Origin of the sequence: Gloeocapsa sp. PCC 7428 (assembly GCF_000317555.1) — a bacterium.
Classification (GTDB): domain Bacteria; phylum Cyanobacteriota; class Cyanobacteriia; order Cyanobacteriales; family Chroococcidiopsidaceae; genus Chroogloeocystis.
Genome location: NC_019745.1, coordinates 5,172,088 through 5,188,075, shown reverse-complemented (window position 1 = coordinate 5,188,075; position 15,988 = coordinate 5,172,088). Strand labels below are relative to the sequence as shown.

The 15,988-nt window shown below is 43.7% G+C and carries 13 protein-coding genes and 1 CRISPR repeat array (1 of these 14 cut by a window edge); of the genes, 9 read left to right on the top strand and 4 right to left on the bottom strand.

The window, feature by feature from the left end; genetic code table 11:
- Positions 1–181 precede the first annotated feature (181 nt).
- The 4 genes from carB to mutT all read left to right on the top strand — a co-directional run bounded on the left by carB (position 182) and on the right by mutT (position 6,402).
- A complete protein-coding gene (gene carB, locus GLO7428_RS22815; protein ID WP_015190954.1) occupies positions 182–3,499 on the top strand; it encodes a carbamoyl-phosphate synthase large subunit in 3,318 nt (1,105 codons plus the stop codon).
- A 774-nt stretch (positions 3,500–4,273) separates the two neighbouring features.
- On the top strand, positions 4,274–5,230 hold the full coding sequence (locus tag GLO7428_RS22810) for an RNA polymerase sigma factor, RpoD/SigA family (protein ID WP_015190953.1): 957 nt from the start codon (positions 4,274–4,276) through the stop codon (positions 5,228–5,230).
- A 249-nt stretch (positions 5,231–5,479) separates the two neighbouring features.
- Entirely contained in the window at positions 5,480–5,824 is a 345-nt protein-coding gene (locus GLO7428_RS22805; protein ID WP_015190952.1) for a DUF760 domain-containing protein, read from the top strand.
- Positions 5,825–5,991: 167 nt separating this feature from the next.
- Positions 5,992–6,402, top strand: coding sequence for an 8-oxo-dGTP diphosphatase MutT (mutT, locus tag GLO7428_RS22800; RefSeq protein ID WP_015190951.1), 411 nt, complete (start codon positions 5,992–5,994; stop codon positions 6,400–6,402).
- Between the two features lie 186 nt (positions 6,403–6,588).
- On the opposite strand, the gene GLO7428_RS22795 is transcribed toward mutT, so the two are convergent.
- Positions 6,589–7,752 carry a histidine kinase gene (locus GLO7428_RS22795; protein ID WP_015190950.1) on the bottom strand — a complete coding sequence of 388 codons (1,164 nt, stop codon included), beginning with the start codon at positions 7,750–7,752 and terminating at the stop codon, positions 6,589–6,591.
- 305 nt (positions 7,753–8,057) lie between these two features.
- On the opposite strand from GLO7428_RS22795, the gene GLO7428_RS22790 reads away from it, so the two are divergent.
- From GLO7428_RS22790 to GLO7428_RS22775, 4 genes are all read left to right on the top strand, one after another.
- Positions 8,058–9,398, top strand: a complete 1,341-nt coding sequence (locus tag GLO7428_RS22790; protein ID WP_369792511.1) for an S-layer homology domain-containing protein — start codon at positions 8,058–8,060, stop codon at positions 9,396–9,398.
- A gap of 119 nt (positions 9,399–9,517) precedes the next feature.
- Positions 9,518–10,174 (top strand): DUF3386 domain-containing protein, encoded by a 657-nt coding sequence (locus tag GLO7428_RS22785; protein ID WP_015190948.1) that lies wholly within the window; start codon positions 9,518–9,520, stop codon positions 10,172–10,174.
- A gap of 83 nt (positions 10,175–10,257) precedes the next feature.
- Positions 10,258–10,488: a NifU family protein gene (locus GLO7428_RS22780; RefSeq protein WP_015190947.1), complete on the top strand. Its 231-nt coding sequence runs from the start codon at positions 10,258–10,260 to the stop codon at positions 10,486–10,488.
- Between the two features lie 121 nt (positions 10,489–10,609).
- Entirely contained in the window at positions 10,610–12,844 is a 2,235-nt protein-coding gene (locus tag GLO7428_RS22775; protein WP_015190946.1) for a glycoside hydrolase family 57, read from the top strand.
- Between the two features lie 239 nt (positions 12,845–13,083).
- On the opposite strand, the gene GLO7428_RS22770 is transcribed toward GLO7428_RS22775, so the two are convergent.
- The 3 genes from GLO7428_RS22770 to GLO7428_RS22760 form a co-directional block, all read right to left on the bottom strand.
- Complete coding sequence (locus GLO7428_RS22770) at positions 13,084–13,521, bottom strand: OsmC family protein (protein ID WP_015190945.1); 438 nt, start codon at positions 13,519–13,521, stop codon at positions 13,084–13,086.
- A gap of 323 nt (positions 13,522–13,844) precedes the next feature.
- On the bottom strand, positions 13,845–14,081 hold the full coding sequence (locus tag GLO7428_RS22765; RefSeq protein WP_015190944.1) for a hypothetical protein: 237 nt from the start codon (positions 14,079–14,081) through the stop codon (positions 13,845–13,847).
- Positions 14,082–14,108: 27 nt separating this feature from the next.
- Complete coding sequence (locus GLO7428_RS22760) at positions 14,109–14,357, bottom strand: hypothetical protein (protein ID WP_015190943.1); 249 nt, start codon at positions 14,355–14,357, stop codon at positions 14,109–14,111.
- A gap of 419 nt (positions 14,358–14,776) precedes the next feature.
- Here GLO7428_RS22760 and GLO7428_RS22755 point away from each other — a divergent pair, with 419 nt between their 5' ends.
- Positions 14,777–15,598: a YwiC-like family protein gene (locus GLO7428_RS22755; RefSeq protein WP_015190942.1), complete on the top strand. Its 822-nt coding sequence runs from the start codon at positions 14,777–14,779 to the stop codon at positions 15,596–15,598.
- Between the two features lie 208 nt (positions 15,599–15,806).
- A CRISPR array of direct repeats spans positions 15,807–15,988; the repeat unit is 37 nt; unit sequence GTTTCAATCCCTGATAAGGATTTATGTTAATTGAAAT; it runs 1,670 nt beyond the window's last position.

The window sequence follows — 15,988 nt, the reverse complement described above, 5'->3', positions numbered from 1 at the left end:
AGTGTAGGAGTGTGGGAGTTGTAGAGATTTAATTGCTATTTTTCCCTCATACCTAACAACCCGCCTCCCTCTCACTAAGTCATCAAATCTTAGAAAACTTGCTAAATAAACCACAATTAATAGGGGCAATGCCGCTTAAAATAATCAGGATTCAAAATTTCCTTCTCTAGGTAGAAAGACTATGCCCCGCCGTGACGATATCCAAAAAATTCTATTGCTTGGTTCCGGTCCAATTGTGATTGGACAAGCTTGCGAGTTTGATTACTCCGGTACGCAAGCCTGTAAAGCACTCCGCGAAGAAGGATATCAGGTGGTGCTGGTGAACTCGAATCCGGCGACGATTATGACCGATCCGGAAACAGCAGATAGAACGTATATTGAACCGCTGACACCGGAAATTGTCGAGAAAATTATTGCTAAAGAACGCCCTGAAGCTTTGCTACCAACAATGGGCGGACAAACTGCGCTGAATATTGCTGTAGCTTTATCCAAGAATGGAGTTTTAGAAAAATACGGCGTTGAGTTAATCGGTGCGAAGCTACCTGCAATTGAAAAAGCAGAAGATCGCCAACTCTTTAAAGAAGCGATGGAGAAAATCGGAGTGGGCGTGTGTCCTTCTGGTATCGCTTCTACAGTCGATGAAGCAAGAGCGATCGCTAAACAAATTGGTAGCTACCCCCTGATTATTCGCCCTGCGTTTACGATGGGTGGTACTGGTGGTGGTATTGCTTACAACCAAGAAGAATTTGAAACGATGGCACAAGGGGGAATTGACGCAAGTCCAGTTTCCCAAATTTTAATCGAACAGTCACTCCTCGGCTGGAAAGAATACGAACTCGAAGTGATGCGCGACTTGGCGGATAATGTTGTGATTATCTGCTCGATTGAAAACCTCGACCCGATGGGAATTCACACCGGCGATTCGATTACGGTTGCGCCTGCCCAAACTTTGACTGATAAAGAATACCAGCGCCTCCGCGATGCTTCGATTCGGATTATTCGCGAAATTGGTGTAGAAACGGGTGGTTCTAATATTCAATTCGCGGTGAATCCGGTTGATGGCGATGTGATCGTGATTGAAATGAATCCCCGCGTTTCGCGCAGTTCAGCTTTGGCGTCTAAAGCTACAGGTTTCCCGATCGCTAAATTCGCCGCCAAGCTAGCCGTTGGTTACACGCTAGACGAAATCAAAAACGACATCACGAAGAAAACTCCCGCGTCGTTTGAACCAACAATTGATTATGTCGTCACAAAAATTCCTCGGTTTGCGTTTGAAAAATTCCCTGGTTCTGAACCTGTACTGACAACACAAATGAAGTCAGTTGGGGAAGCAATGGCAATTGGACGGACGTTTCAAGAATCGTTCCAAAAAGCACTGCGATCGCTCGAAACCGGACGCGCAGGCTGGGGATGCGATCGCGCTGAAAAACTTCCTAGTGGCGAACAAATTCGCGCGCAACTGCGAACACCAAATCCTGAACGCATCTTTGCGGTGCGTCACGCAATGCAGTTAGGGCTAAGTACTGAGGATATTTACGAACTGACGGGTATCGATCCTTGGTTTTTAGATAAAATGCAACAGTTGCTCGAAACCGAGAAATTCCTCAAGCGGACGCCGTTGGAGAAGTTGACAAAAGAGCAATTCTATGCAGTAAAACGTCAAGGATTTAGCGATCGCCAAATCGCGTTTGCAACGAAAACAACCGAAGACGCGGTACGCGCGTATCGCAAACAACTCGGTGTGATTCCCGTTTACAAAACAGTAGACACCTGCGCCGCCGAATTTGAGGCGTATACTCCTTACCACTATTCCACCTACGAAGAAGAATCCGAAGTGCAACCGTCGGATAAACAAAAAGTCATGATTCTCGGTGGTGGTCCTAACCGGATCGGACAAGGTATTGAGTTTGATTATTGCTGTTGTCACGCAAGCTATGCGCTTAAAGCCGCAGGGTTTGAAACAATTATGGTCAACTCGAACCCTGAAACCGTCTCGACAGACTATGATACGAGCGATCGCCTTTACTTTGAACCGCTCACCAAAGAAGATGTTTTAAACATTATTGAGGCAGAACAGCCAGTAGGAATCATCATTCAATTTGGCGGACAAACACCACTCAAATTAGCAGTACCCCTGCAAGAGTATTTAAGCAAAGTTGGTAATGGGTCATCAGTAATAGGAGCAACAGACAACCAATCACCAATTACCAATCACCAGTTACCAATTACCAAAATTTGGGGAACTTCTCCTGATTCGATTGATACGGCTGAAGACCGCGAGCGATTTGAGAAGATATTACACGAGTTAGATATTGCGCAACCGCCGAATGGAATTGCACGGAGTTATCAAGATGCACTGGTAATCGCGAGTCGCATTGGGTATCCAGTTGTTGTGCGTCCGAGTTATGTCTTAGGCGGACGGGCGATGGAAATTGTTTACTCGGATGCGGATCTCGAACGCTACATGACATTTGCAGTACAAGTCGAGCCAGATCACCCGATTTTAATCGATAAGTTTTTAGAAAATGCGATTGAAGTCGATGTCGATGCGATCGCCGACACCACAGGTAAAGTCGTCATCGGCGGAATTATGGAACACATCGAACAAGCCGGAATTCACTCTGGCGATTCGGCGTGTTCATTACCTGCCATCTCGCTACCGTCTTCAGTATTAAATAAAATCCGCACTTGGACTGTACAACTCGCGCAACGACTCCAAGTCGTCGGATTAATGAATATTCAATTCGCCGTTGTTGGCGCGCACAGCTACAATCCTCAAGTTTACATCTTAGAAGCGAATCCCCGTGCTTCGCGGACAGTACCTTTTGTGTCCAAAACAACAGGTATCCCGCTGGCAAAAATGGCATCATTGATTATGTCGGGTGAAACGTTAGAATCGCTCAACTTTACCCAGGAACCCTTACCAAATCACATCGCCGTCAAAGAAGCCGTACTGCCATTTAATAAGTTTCCTGGTACAGATACAATTCTAGGACCAGAAATGCGCTCGACGGGTGAAGTAATGGGCATTGATAGCGATTTTGGCAAAGCATTTGCTAAAGCCGAGTTAGGCGCTGGGGAGACACTACCGCGTCAAGGTACGGTGTTCGTTTCGATGAGCGATCGCGATAAATCACTCGTTGTTCCAGTTGTCAAAGATTTTATCGAGTTGGGCTTTAAAGTTGTTGCAACTGACGGTACGCGGCGGGTTCTTAAAGAACATGGTTTAGACGTTGAGTTAATTCTCAAACTTCATGAGGGACGTCCAAATGTTTTGGACGCAATTAAAAACCAACAAATTCAACTGATCATCAATACTCCCTCTGGTGAAGAAGCCCAAACGGATGCGCGTTTGATTCGTCGCACCGCACTCGGTTACAAAATTCCAATTATCACCACGATCGCTGGTGCGAAAGCGACAGCTGCTGCTATTCGTTCTTTACAAGCAACTTCGCTAGAGGTAAAAGCAATCCAAGACTACATTGGTGCTAACAAGTAAGCATCTGTAGTAGTTAGTGCTAAAAGTGGTGTTTCGCAGCGAAACGCCACTTCTGAAAATCTAAAAAGTTTAGAAACTCTATGACTTATCTAGGGATATTGCTGTATCATTTAATATCCAGTATTTTAGTGACCTGGTACTTGACATTTGTAAAAGTATTTAAACGTTGAGCTACCTATGACAACCATCAAGTAATTAAGCTTATCTGAAAACCTTGGCTCTCATTTTCAATCAGAGAAATGTAAAGAAATGTGTAGAAAACAAAATTACGGTAGAAAAACAGATTCCTGCATTAAAATAAACATTCTAAGTACAACTTGTAAAAAATTAGCTCGAAATTAACAGCATTTTGTTTTCCAAGATGCAATTGTCAAATCAATTAGTCGTTACGCTGTAGTGAAAAATCAGACCAACTTTATCATAGAGCGGTTCAGCAACAAGAACGGTGAGGAGTCCCAAAGCAGCGTGAGAAGCGCAGTTACCCTGAAAGTTTAAATACTGAAATTAGCAGCACTGGACTAATAAAGGTTACAATAGTTAACATAGGAGCGTTCAGATTTAATGAAGTGATGACAAGACAAGAGGTTTTAACTACTTTGTCTGAAGTTATCGCCTTCAACTTTAAATTTAGGTTAAATTTCTGAGTCAAACACAAAATCGTTCATAGTCAACAAGCTTCTAGTTTTTGTTGAGTGTGACTTTGCATAAAAGTTGCCAGTCAATGCTCGCACCATCTCGCCAACCTTTTGATTATCAATTTACCAGCGTAGTGCCATGAAGACTGCTCAGACAGCCACAGACCTTGTGCGGACTTACTTGCGAGAAATTGGTCGTGTACCACTTTTAACGCACGAGCAAGAAATATTGTATGGCAAACAAGTGCAGCGCTCAACTGCCTTACAAGAAATTAAAGAGTCGCTCAGTGCGCAGTTAAATCGAGAACCAACACTAGAGGAGTGGGCGGCATCTGCGGGACTCGAGTCTGCTGAACTCAGTAAAGCGATCGCGCTCGGAGAAATTGCCAAACGTAAAATGGTAGAGGCAAATCTCCGATTGGTTGTGTCGGTAGCAAAAAAATATATTAAGCGGAACGTAGATTTATTAGACTTGATTCAAGAAGGCACGATCGGAATGCAGCGTGGTGTAGAAAAGTTTGACCCCACAAAAGGGTATCGCTTTTCAACGTATGCATACTGGTGGATTCGCCAAGCGATAACACGCGCGATCGCCGAAAAAGGTCGTACGATTCGCTTACCAATTCACATCACCGAAAAGCTGAATAAAATCAAAAAAGCCCAACGACAGCTATCGCAACAATTAGGACGTGCGGCGACAGTTTCTGAATTAGCAGCCGAACTAGAATTGTCTCCCAAGCAAGTCAGAGAATATTTAGAACGCGCGCGCCTACCATTATCTTTAGACCTACGCGTAGGAGATAACCACGATACAGAACTCGGAGAACTCTTAGAAGATACGGGTGTTTCTCCTGATGATTTTGTGCTGCAATCGTGTATGTCTACTGACATTGAGCGCATGATGGCGGATCTAACACCCCAGCAACGCGAGGTTTTATCACTTCGATTTGGTTTAGTCGATGGACAGTCGATGACACTCGCAAAAATTGGCGATCGCCTTAATATTAGTCGCGAACGTGTCCGCCAAATAGAACGCGAAGCCCTCACAAAACTTCGTAAGCGCAAAGCTGATATGGATCAATATTTAGCAAGTTAGAAAGGAACGAGTGGTGAGTGGCTAGTGAAGCAGTAGAAGTGCGGAAAAGACGTTTTCCCTCTACCCGCCTACCCTTGTCTTCTCAGGGTGAGAGAATCCGTCAACATCCTGTTCGGTTTCACCAACAACTAGAATCTACGTAGCTTGTTACATTAGTTTGCAGAAGACAACAGTTAGGCAAATTGTTAACAGCAAAGTGAACTGCTCTTGAATAAGAGCAAGAAGCTATTGCTAAACCGGAGGTACAAAGTGAGCGACGTATCTAACCAAGTCTCAGGATTCTTTGATGGCGAGTCCGAAAACGGTAACTTGCTGTGGCAATACGTTCAAGAGCTAAGTCCAGAAACCGTTAACCAACTATCTAAGCCCACATCTGGCGAAGTGTTTCAAATCATGGAGCGTAACATAATTGGGCTATTAGGTAATCTGCCTCCAGAACACTTTAACGTCAGCATTACAACCACTCGCGAGAACCTGGGAAGATTGCTAGCCTCGGCAATGATTAGCGGCTATTTCTTACGCAACGCCGAACAAAGAATGCTTTTTGAAAAGTCCCTGCAAGCGGCTGAAGTTAGTCACTCTGCACATGAGTAACTTCAGCGCCTGTAATGTACGTTAGATCTTAAAAGGTCAGTATCAGAGAACTCGGTGAGCGAAATCGTTTAACCGAGTTACATAACTTGGAGGCAGTATCTTCCTAATCTCTAACCTCTGATATTGTAATTTACAAGCTAGTCTACAAGTGTGTGTGAGGTTTCTGGGTGACGATTCCGCATAAGATTATCGGTGTCGGTGTGATTTGGAATGACCGCGAACAAATCTTGATAGATCGCCGTCGTCCAGAAGGAAGTTTAGGCGGGTTGTGGGAATTTCCTGGGGGCAAAATTGAGCCAGGAGAAACCTTAGAAGCGTGTATTAAAAGAGAAATCAAAGAAGAATTAGGAATTGATATTGCGGTTGGCAAGCATTTGATGACAATTGACTACACTTATCCACATTTACAAGTCACATTGACTGTACATTTCTGCCGCTATCTTGCTGGCGAGCCAAAACCTATTGAATGTGATGAAGTGCGGTGGGTGAGTTTGGATGAAATCGAGCAATATTCTTTTCCTACAGCTAACACTCAAATTATTGCTGCAATTAAACAGTATGCTGCAAGTAGAAACTAGGTGTTTGTCATTCTTAATTTGATCGTACACAATAATAAAATAATCGGCGCATGAATTCGCCGCTAGACAAACAAAGTCCACCTACGTGGGTCATGGTAGAACATAGTATAATCCCTTAAAATTCTGACTCTTGAGTGCGCAAAGGCGCACTTTGTTTATGTAGCCCGACTTCAGTCGGAAGGCATCTCAATTCGGATAAACCGGCAAAGTAAAGTGAAAACAAGAACCGCCTATGGGAGGACAATCAACCCAGATTTGCCCATAATGTGCGCGAATTATTCGCTGACACAAACATAGACCAATACCGTAACCATCCTTTGCTTTGTCTCTTTCTAGACGAAAACGGTCTTCAAAAATGCGATCGCGGTTTTCTTCAGGAATACCTGGACCTGTATCGCAAACACTTAATTGAATTTTTTGCGTCGTGCGGTGTAGCGCCAATACGCGAATTGTGCCATTGGAGGGCGTGTATTTAATTGCATTGTCAACCAGGTTAATCAGTACCTGACGGACTTTTTCTTGATCCGCATAAGTTCGTGGTAAATCGCGGGGAATATCAGTTTCGATTTTCAAACTTTTCGCATTCGCGCGATCGCTCAACTGCGAAAGGACATCATGACACAGTTTTTCTAGCTCTAATTTTTGTGGTTGAATATCTAATTCGGCGGCGGTTCCTCGCGCTACTTGTAATAGCCCAGCAATCATCTTATCAATCGACCGCGCTTGCGTTCGTGCTTGCCTAAACAACTGCGCAACAAGGCTTGGTGAAAGTGGCGTTTGCGCTTCGCGTGTTAAACCTGCTTCTAACGTTTCTAGCGCGATTGAGACTGCGGTTAAAGGATTGCGCAAATCATGCGCCAGCATGGCAATCACTTGATCTTTAAACTGTAGCTGTTCTAAGAGCTTTTCTTGCTCGCGTTTGAGACTAAAAATTTCGTCTGCCATTAAAATGACTTCAGCCGAATCAGCAATCGAACGCATTCCGTTTTGTGACGATTTTACAATTTCTGGCTTAGCGTTTTGGGACTGAAGTTTTTCTGCTACCGCTTGTTGCCAGCGCGGCCACCATGATTGTAACTGAGCAATTAAATTACTTCCCGCTAATGTTTGGCGTGGTTCTGGATAAATTTTAATAAGCGCTGGAGTGGCAACTAATTTAAAGTGTTCTGCAAAATATGGCTGTTCGCCAACATCAATACTCTGGAGTTCAAAGGCATACTCCTCTTGTAACTCTTTGAGATAGTGATAAATCTGCTGAATCTGTTGCTGAGAACCGGAACGTTCATCAACAAACAGCAATAGTTGAAGTGGAGCGTGAGAGTCACTAAGCTTTTGAGGAAAAACCTGCATGAAATTTTGTTGCAGCACGGGAAACAGGTTAAGCTTGCCAGTTGTCTTATTCTTAAATTTAATATTTATTTTGCATTTTGCATACTAACATTATCAGTCACATATATTTCATCTCTCATCTTCACTTCCATTACGATTTTCTATATTTAGTAAAGAATTATACACAACAATTGTTAACTAAGAGCCAACTGCCGTAAACAGTCGCAGCGACTCTTGCAAAATTACGTTAGCGTAAGAAATGACGGTATCTTCTTTAAAAGACTGTGTTGACCTCAAGATGCTTTTTTAAAATAGCTAGTATAGCTGTGTTACTGGCATCTGTGGGTGCCTGTGCGAGCAATCAATCTGGCAGAAACCTAGAGCAAATGTTTGCAGCAGATCCCAGGCTCCAGGACAACCCAGCGATCGCCTTTGGTACTGGTAATAATAACAGTAATGAAACTGCTTTGAATACCAGCGTTCAGTTACCAGCAGACTTCCCTTCAGAAATTCCGCGCTATCCTAACGCGCAGTTGCAGCAAGTCACAGCGTCAGAAACGCGCTGGGTAACTCCTGATCCGATAAACGTCGTTCAAAGCTTTTATCAAAACCAATTTCAAGCCAACAATTGGGAGTTGCGTCAGCCGAATGAACAACAGGGAACATTAGAAGCACAGCGCAATGGGTTGCGAGTAACCTTAACATTTTCCGTAATTACGAATCAAAACAGTATTGCGCAGGCAAACGGAGCGGGGAATACAGAATTCACGCTACAATACACTCGCGATACCACTGCCACAACTAGCCCATCACCAGATGCTTCTGATCTAGCCAATGTACCGCAACCAGGCGATCCTGAGTTTATTGGACCTGTGCTACCACAGCAAGCCGATCAAACCGCACAAACGGCAAATAGCGTTACACAATCAACAGCTGAACAAGCTTTCAATGATATTAGCCAAGTACCGCAAGAACTGCGCCAGTATCTTCAAGACTTGAGCGCATTAGGTGTATTACCATTGCAAGCAACATCGAAGAGTAATTCAGCAACGAATCAATTTGAGCCGAATAAAACCATCACGCGGCGCGAGTACGCGCGTTGGCTAGTTGCTGCTAACAATCGATTTTATACCGATAACCCTGCAAAACAAATTCGCGAAGCATCCGCCTCGACGCAACCAGCTTTTCAGGATGTCCCAGCTTCCGATCCAGATTTTGCAGTCATTCAAGGTTTAGCCGAAGCGGGATTAATTCCTAGTCCCTTGTCAGGAAGTTCGACAACCGTGTTATTTCGCCCTGATGCACCGCTAACGCGCGAACAAATGATTCTTTGGAAAGTCCCCATCGATACTCGCTCATCACTCCCGAATGCTTCCGTAGACGCAGTACAACAAACTTGGGGTTTTCAAGATGCGGCAAAAATTGAACCGAGGGCGTTACAAGCCGTTTTAGCAGATTTCCAAAATAGCGATCGCGCAAACATTCGTCGCGTTTTTGGCTATACAACGCTGTTTCAACCCAAGAAAACAGTAACTCGCGCAGAAGCCGCAGCCGCACTCTGGTACATTGGTACCGCAAGCGAAGGCGTTTCGGCACAAGATGCCCTAAGACTACAGCAATCAAGTCCATCACAAGCGACATCAGACGCTCCAGCAACTAGGGAATAACGTAGATTGTTAACTGTTATTGCTTCCAAAATAATCAGTAATCTATCCCTCACTCCTCGCGCCTCGCCCCTCACCCCTTCAGCAAGAGATAATAGTAACGTTGAAATCAGAATGATTACATGACACAACAATTGAGCGCGACTGAACTCTTTAAAACTGCTTACGAGAATCGCTATACCTGGGATGAAAACTTTCCTGGCTATAGTGCTGATGTCGAGTTGAAGCAAGGTTCTGAAGTCTATACAGGGCATATACGCATTAATCGCGATTGGAGTGTGGAAGTCACTGGTATTGACAACGAAGAAGTGCAAGAGAGTGTTTACACGCAACTGCGCGATATTGTGACGCACCGCAAGCGCTCTAGTTTTGCGCAATCGCATAGTAAGCACGAGTTTAATTTAGGTGAAACCGATGCTTCCGGCGCGGTTGAGATCCTCGTGAAGGGTGATTCAATGGGTTCTAACTACAAAATTCGCGGTACAGAAATTTGTCAAGTTAGCCGCGTTATGGGTCGTATGGCGTTTGTCATTGATACGCATGAAAGTTTAGATACGGAAAATGGTTACGTTGCATCGCGCTACGATGCTGTATTCCGCAATCCACAAACGAACGATGTCATTCGAGTTTTAAAGTTTGAAGATACTTACGAAAAAGTAGGTGACTACTATGTGATGACAAAGCAAGTTATTCATTCGTATGAGAATGGAGAACGCACCACGACAGAATTTAATTTCTCAAATATCAAGTTGCTCGAACCTGCAACGGTCGAGGCATAACTAACTTACTGGCTGCGGGCGACTATAAATTAGATCTAGGATCAATTTATCAACAATTTACAAGCTGAACGAGGTCTAAATCAATGGAACTGACAGTAGATAATGTAGAAACAGTTCTGGATGAATTGCGTCCTTACCTGATGTCTGACGGCGGTAATGTCGAGTTGGTCGAATTAGATGGTCCTGTCGTCAAGTTACGGCTTCAAGGTGCGTGTGGTGCTTGTCCTAGCTCGACAATGACGCTGAGAATGGGTATCGAGCGCCGTTTACGCGAAATGATTCCAGAAATTGCAGAAGTTGAGCAAGTACTGTAATCAATAGGTAAAAGGGACTAGGGACTAGAAAAGCAAATTAGGCTAAAGTGGTTAAGAAAATATAATATTTTTCTGGCTTACCTGATAAACCTAGTAATATCTAGCCTCTAGCCCCTAGCTTATGGCGCATCCTCTATACGTTGCATTCATTTGGCATCAACACCAGCCCCTGTACAAAGGTCGAGATAGCAGCATTTCGTTGTCTGCACACAGTCAATACCGACTACCTTGGGTACGGCTGCATGGCACAAAAGATTATTTAGACTTAGTATTACTGCTAGCACGCTATCCAAAGTTGCATCAAACTGTCAACTTGGTTCCTTCGTTGATTTTGCAACTCGAAGACTATATCGCTGGCACGGCCTTTGACCCGTATTTAGCTGTCAGCTTAACGCCAACTGAACAACTCTCGCAAGAACAACGACAGTTTATTGTTGAACACTTTTTTGACGCGAATCACCACACGTTAATTGACCCGCACCCGCGTTATGCCGAGTTGTACCACCAACGACAAGATAAAGGCAAAGCGTGGTGTTTAGAAAATTGGCAGTTACAAGATTATAGCGATTTATTGGCGTGGCACAATATTGCATGGATCGATCCGCTCTTTTGGGACGATCCAGAAATCGCCGCGTGGTTACAGCAAGGGCGGAATTTTACTTTAAGCGATCGCCAGCGAATCTATTCTAAGCAACGCGACATCTTGGGTAGAATTATCCCCCAGCACCGAGATATGCAACACGCAGGGCAGTTAGAAGTCACGACAACGCCTTACACGCACCCAATTTTGCCGTTACTGGCAGATACCAATTCGGGGCGCGTTGCTGTACCAAATATGACATTGCCCCAACACCGATTTCAGTGGGCAGAAGACATTCCTCGGCACTTGTATAAAGCGTGGGAATTGTATCAAGATCGCTTTGGCAGAGAACCGCGTGGATTATGGCCTTCAGAACAGTCGGTGAGTCCCGAAATTTTGCCTTATATTGTTAAACAAGGATTCAACTGGATCGTTTCGGATGAAGCTGTTTTAGGCTGGACACTGCACCACTTTTTTCATCGTGATGGCGCGGGTAATGTATGCGAACCTGAGTTGCTGTATCGTCCGTATCGTTTAGAAACTGCCGCAGGTGATTTAGCAATTGTCTTTCGCGACCACCGGTTATCTGATTTAATTGGTTTTACTTATGGTTCGATGCCACCCAAGCAAGCAGCGACAGATTTAGTCGGACACTTAGAAGCGATCGCGCACTCGCATAAACACCGTCAACCCGATCAGCCGTGGTTAGTCACAATCGCGCTTGATGGCGAAAACTGCTGGGAATTTTACCCGCAAGATGGTAAACCTTTCTTAGAGAATTTATATCAAACTCTCAGCGATCATCCACAGATCAAACTTGTCACTGTTTCAGAATTCCTGGAAAAATTCCCCCCAACTGCAACGATTCTGGGAGAACAATTACACAGCGGTTCGTGGGTAGATGGTAGTTTTACAACGTGGATTGGCGATCCTGCAAAGAATCGCGCTTGGGATATGCTAGCGGAAGCTAGGGCTGTACTTGCTAAACATCCTGAAGCAACGGAAGAAAACAACCCTGAAGCTTGGGAAGCGTTGTATGCTGCTGAAGGTTCTGATTGGTTTTGGTGGTTTGGTGAAGGTCATACCTCAAATCAAGATGCTATTTTTGACCAACTATTTCGCGAACATTTGTGCGGTATCTATCAAGCACTAAATGAGCCTATTCCACTATATTTGCGCCAACCTGTAGAATCGCATGAAGTCCAAGGCGATCATCGACCCCAAGGCTTTATTCATCCTGTTATTGATGGTATGGGTGATGAGCAAGATTGGGATCGCGCTGGGCGCTTAGAAGTCGGTGGGGCACGGGGAACAATGCACAAAAGCAGTGCGATCCAGCGTCTATGGTATGGGGTAGACCACCTAAACTTCTACCTGCGTGTTGATTTAAAACAGGGTGTGCAACCTGGGCGCGATTTGCCTTCAGAGTTACACTTACTCTGGTTTTATCCTGATCGCACTATGCACAACAGCCCAGTGCCACTAGAGGATATACCCAATGAAGCTCCACTCAACTACTTATACCATCATCAGCTAGAAATTAATTTGCTAACTCAGTCAGTTCATTTTCAGGAAGCTGGAGAACATCATCAATGGCACCCACGTTATAGTCGCGCTTCTGTAGCATTAAACAAATGCTTGGAAATTGCTGTACCGTGGGCTGATCTGCAAATGCCTCCAGATTATCCATTACGGTTGGTCTTAGTGCTAGCTGATGAAGGCAGTTTTCGCAGTTACTTACCAGAAAATACTTTAATTCCGATTGAGGTGCCTTAGAAAAATTATTTTAATGGGAGTGCTTATTATAGTTCAGGGTTTCAAACTCTATCGAAGCCTTGAACTAAATTGTGTTGTTGATACAAATTGTACTATCGCTTGAAAGTACGTAAAATTTTTACATAATAATTACCAAGAATGCTGGTAATTTAAAGTTGGTACAAGAATCACTCAAACTCCGTAAATAGGAGGCTCATCCTTAAACAGTATCAGAACTTAATTCTGTCAAAAGCTGGTTTTTACTTTAAAGAAGCTTTTAAGTCGATCGCCACACTACCTCGTAACGCATTAGAAACAGGACAAATCTGTTCGGCTTCTTGGGCGATTTGATTGAATGTTTCAGCATCAATGCCTGATATATCACCTTGTGTTTCTAACTGCATTTTTGTGATTTTGAAGCCTCCATCTTGAGATTCAATAGTACACGTAGCCTGGGTTTGAACCTGTTGGGGCTGGTATCCTTTTTGGTTGAGCGTCAGCGTGAGTGCCATACTGTAACACGCAGCATGAGCAGCAGCAATGAGTTCTTCTGGATTGGTTCCTGGTTGATTCTCAAACCGCGTAGCAAAGCTGTAGGGAATATTTTGCAATACTCCACTTGCTGCACTAATTTGACCTTGCCCTTCTTTTACGGTGCCATTCCAAGTCGCTGATGCAGTCCGTTGTAATGCTGGCATAACTCTCCTAACCGTTAAACTTTAGTGATTTATAGTCTGTCAAACATTTTTACTTCGTTTATTGAGCTAGCTCAGTTTTAGTATTGCCTTAATATAATAAAATTTGAGCAACGCACGCGATCGCCTAATACCCGTGAGGAAACAACGCGAGGCAGCCTGACTTTATACAAACTCAAAGATAAGAATCTTTTCAGATCCAGTCTTAACTTAAGCCAAAGAACTCTATTGGAGCGTCTGAAGTGAATTAAGCATAGCTTTCTTATTGAAACCCAATTACGCTTTCTATGAATCGTGACAGAAAAGACTCCGGTTTGAAACAAACCTTACACTAATGACGGTTGTGGCTCTAACTCACAGCTTTGTACTTCTCGACGCGATACAATCCGCAATTCACCTGGGTAACGCGGACGCGGATCGCCAACTAGCCAGATCGGAGGTACCATCATGGCTTCATAGTAATCAATCCGATACAAAATGCCTGGGTTGTTTTTGAGTTCTACAATCGTTCCTGGTAGATACTCAAACATTTCATCCCAATCGATAACTGACTCGGTATTCATTGCTGTTAACCAATTTCATTCCTTCAATCAACAATAGAAATCGCTTCTGTCGAGAAGAACTTCACCATGATCCGGTACCCAGGCAAGCCAGGTATCTGAGGATTCCTGACAAAGCAATTTGGCTTCGTCAAATGCGTATTCACTAGGCGATTGCAGCAGCTTAACCCAAGTATCGCGCGTGTAAGTGATGTGGCAAACTGGATTCCAACTTGCAGCGATCGCGCCTTCTAGTGCAGGTGTTAAACGACAAATTTGATTGCTTGATTGAAGCGACATACTCGTTCTCCGTCTCAAATCCATTAACTTAATAAAAACTTCCCTACAGCAAACTGAGGAACCCAATTAAAATATTTCTGTATTCAATTTTACAAAATTACCGCGCGATCGCTCAACTATGCCAAATAAATTAACAAACTCTGACATAATTAATTCTGATACTGTTCAAGCTTCTGGTTATTCTGCATACCTTGTGAGCCATTGTCTAGACAGGGATACCGTGCTTGCACTCTCTCTTTTGCCCCTACATTTAAGCATCACAGCGCTGATTGCATCGATTAGTTTGCGAACATTTCTGAAATTGGTAGTGTTGCTTGAGGTTATCGCTAAGTTGTCGCAAATCTACCCGTCATCTCACTGTTCTGATTTAGTTATTGACTGGTTTTCAATTTTGTGAATGCCATTAAGGAGATACGTCAATGACGCCTTCGCAACCCAACTCTATTCAACAAACTTCTACTTCTCATGCTCCAATTTGGTATCGTCCTACATTTTCACCAGAGCATGGAGTCTATGTTGTGCTATTTGTGTCATTTCTAACTGGAGCAGCAGCAGCGCAACAGTGGACGTTAGCAACAACGCTAGCGCTGATTTGTGCTTTTGCAGGATTTCAGGCAGAGCATCCTTTAGTATTGCAAATTAAACAACGGCGCAGTTGGAAACCCCGATTTCTTGTTTGGGGCGGAATTTACACTGCAATAGCATTGAGTCTTGCGGTTTATTTGTACCTGCAAATACCTGTGTTACTGTGGTTGTATTTAGGTGCGATCGCCGCTTTTGCGATTGATGCCATTTCGGTTTTTTATCGCCAGCAGAAATCGGTAACGAATGAACTACTCACCTTTGCTGCTGTTTGCCTTGCTGCTCCTTTTGCCTATGTTGCGACAACCGGAACTTGGGTGGTTTCGGTAATAGGTTTGTGGATCTTAAACACGCTGTTTTTTAGCAGTGCCATTTTTACCGTAAAACTGCGCAAACCCAAGACTGCATCGCTTGTTCCAGGGTTGATTTATCATGCGATCGCAAGTGTAGTTGTTGGAGTTCTTTGGTACATCGGCTGGCTGACTCTGATCGCTGCGATCGCCTTTGGCATAGTGCTGCTCAAGTTGGGCTTGATTCTGGTGCGGCAAGATTGGTATCGAACCACTCGAATTCAAAACGTTGCAACGCTGGAAACTGTTTCTGCTCTGCTATTTTTAGCGATCGTAGCGATCTCCCTCCTACCTGCCCGTCTTAGCTAGCTTAAGAGCTTAACAAAAAGAAATCTGCATAGATAAGAGTTTGAGCCAATGCTCAATAAACCTTTATGAATTAAACAACAATATGCATATAAAAATAGTATTAATTACAAATAAAAGCGTGCCAAAATCTATCGCTTTTTTTGATTTCAACTGCTGAAAATATTTATTTAAATTGAGTTTTCTTCTGCTCAAAAGACGAATTTGTAGCGTATCAATCCCTGATAAGGATTTATGTTAATTGAAATACTACTGTTTATATTGGAGGTACTACACCTCCAGGTTTCAATCCCTGATAAGGATTTATGTTAATTGAAATGTGGAAAAAGTTAGTCGATCCAAGTCAGCTATCCGTTTCAATCCCTGATAAGGATTTATGTTAATTGAAATCCC

Coding starts and splice junctions, on each gene's coding strand:
- GLO7428_RS22795 (WP_015190950.1), bottom strand. CDS start 7,752: ATGCAGGTTTTTCCTCAAAAGCTTAGTGACTCTCACGCTCCACTTCAA.
- GLO7428_RS22770 (WP_015190945.1), bottom strand. CDS start 13,521: ATGCCAGCATTACAACGGACTGCATCAGCGACTTGGAATGGCACCGTA.
- GLO7428_RS22780 (WP_015190947.1), top strand. CDS start 10,258: ATGGAACTGACAGTAGATAATGTAGAAACAGTTCTGGATGAATTGCGT.
- carB (WP_015190954.1), top strand. CDS start 182: ATGCCCCGCCGTGACGATATCCAAAAAATTCTATTGCTTGGTTCCGGT.
- GLO7428_RS22765 (WP_015190944.1), bottom strand. CDS start 14,081: ATGAATACCGAGTCAGTTATCGATTGGGATGAAATGTTTGAGTATCTA.
- GLO7428_RS22775 (WP_015190946.1), top strand. CDS start 10,610: ATGGCGCATCCTCTATACGTTGCATTCATTTGGCATCAACACCAGCCC.
- GLO7428_RS22755 (WP_015190942.1), top strand. CDS start 14,777: ATGACGCCTTCGCAACCCAACTCTATTCAACAAACTTCTACTTCTCAT.
- GLO7428_RS22810 (WP_015190953.1), top strand. CDS start 4,274: ATGAAGACTGCTCAGACAGCCACAGACCTTGTGCGGACTTACTTGCGA.
- GLO7428_RS22785 (WP_015190948.1), top strand. CDS start 9,518: ATGACACAACAATTGAGCGCGACTGAACTCTTTAAAACTGCTTACGAG.
- GLO7428_RS22760 (WP_015190943.1), bottom strand. CDS start 14,357: ATGTCGCTTCAATCAAGCAATCAAATTTGTCGTTTAACACCTGCACTA.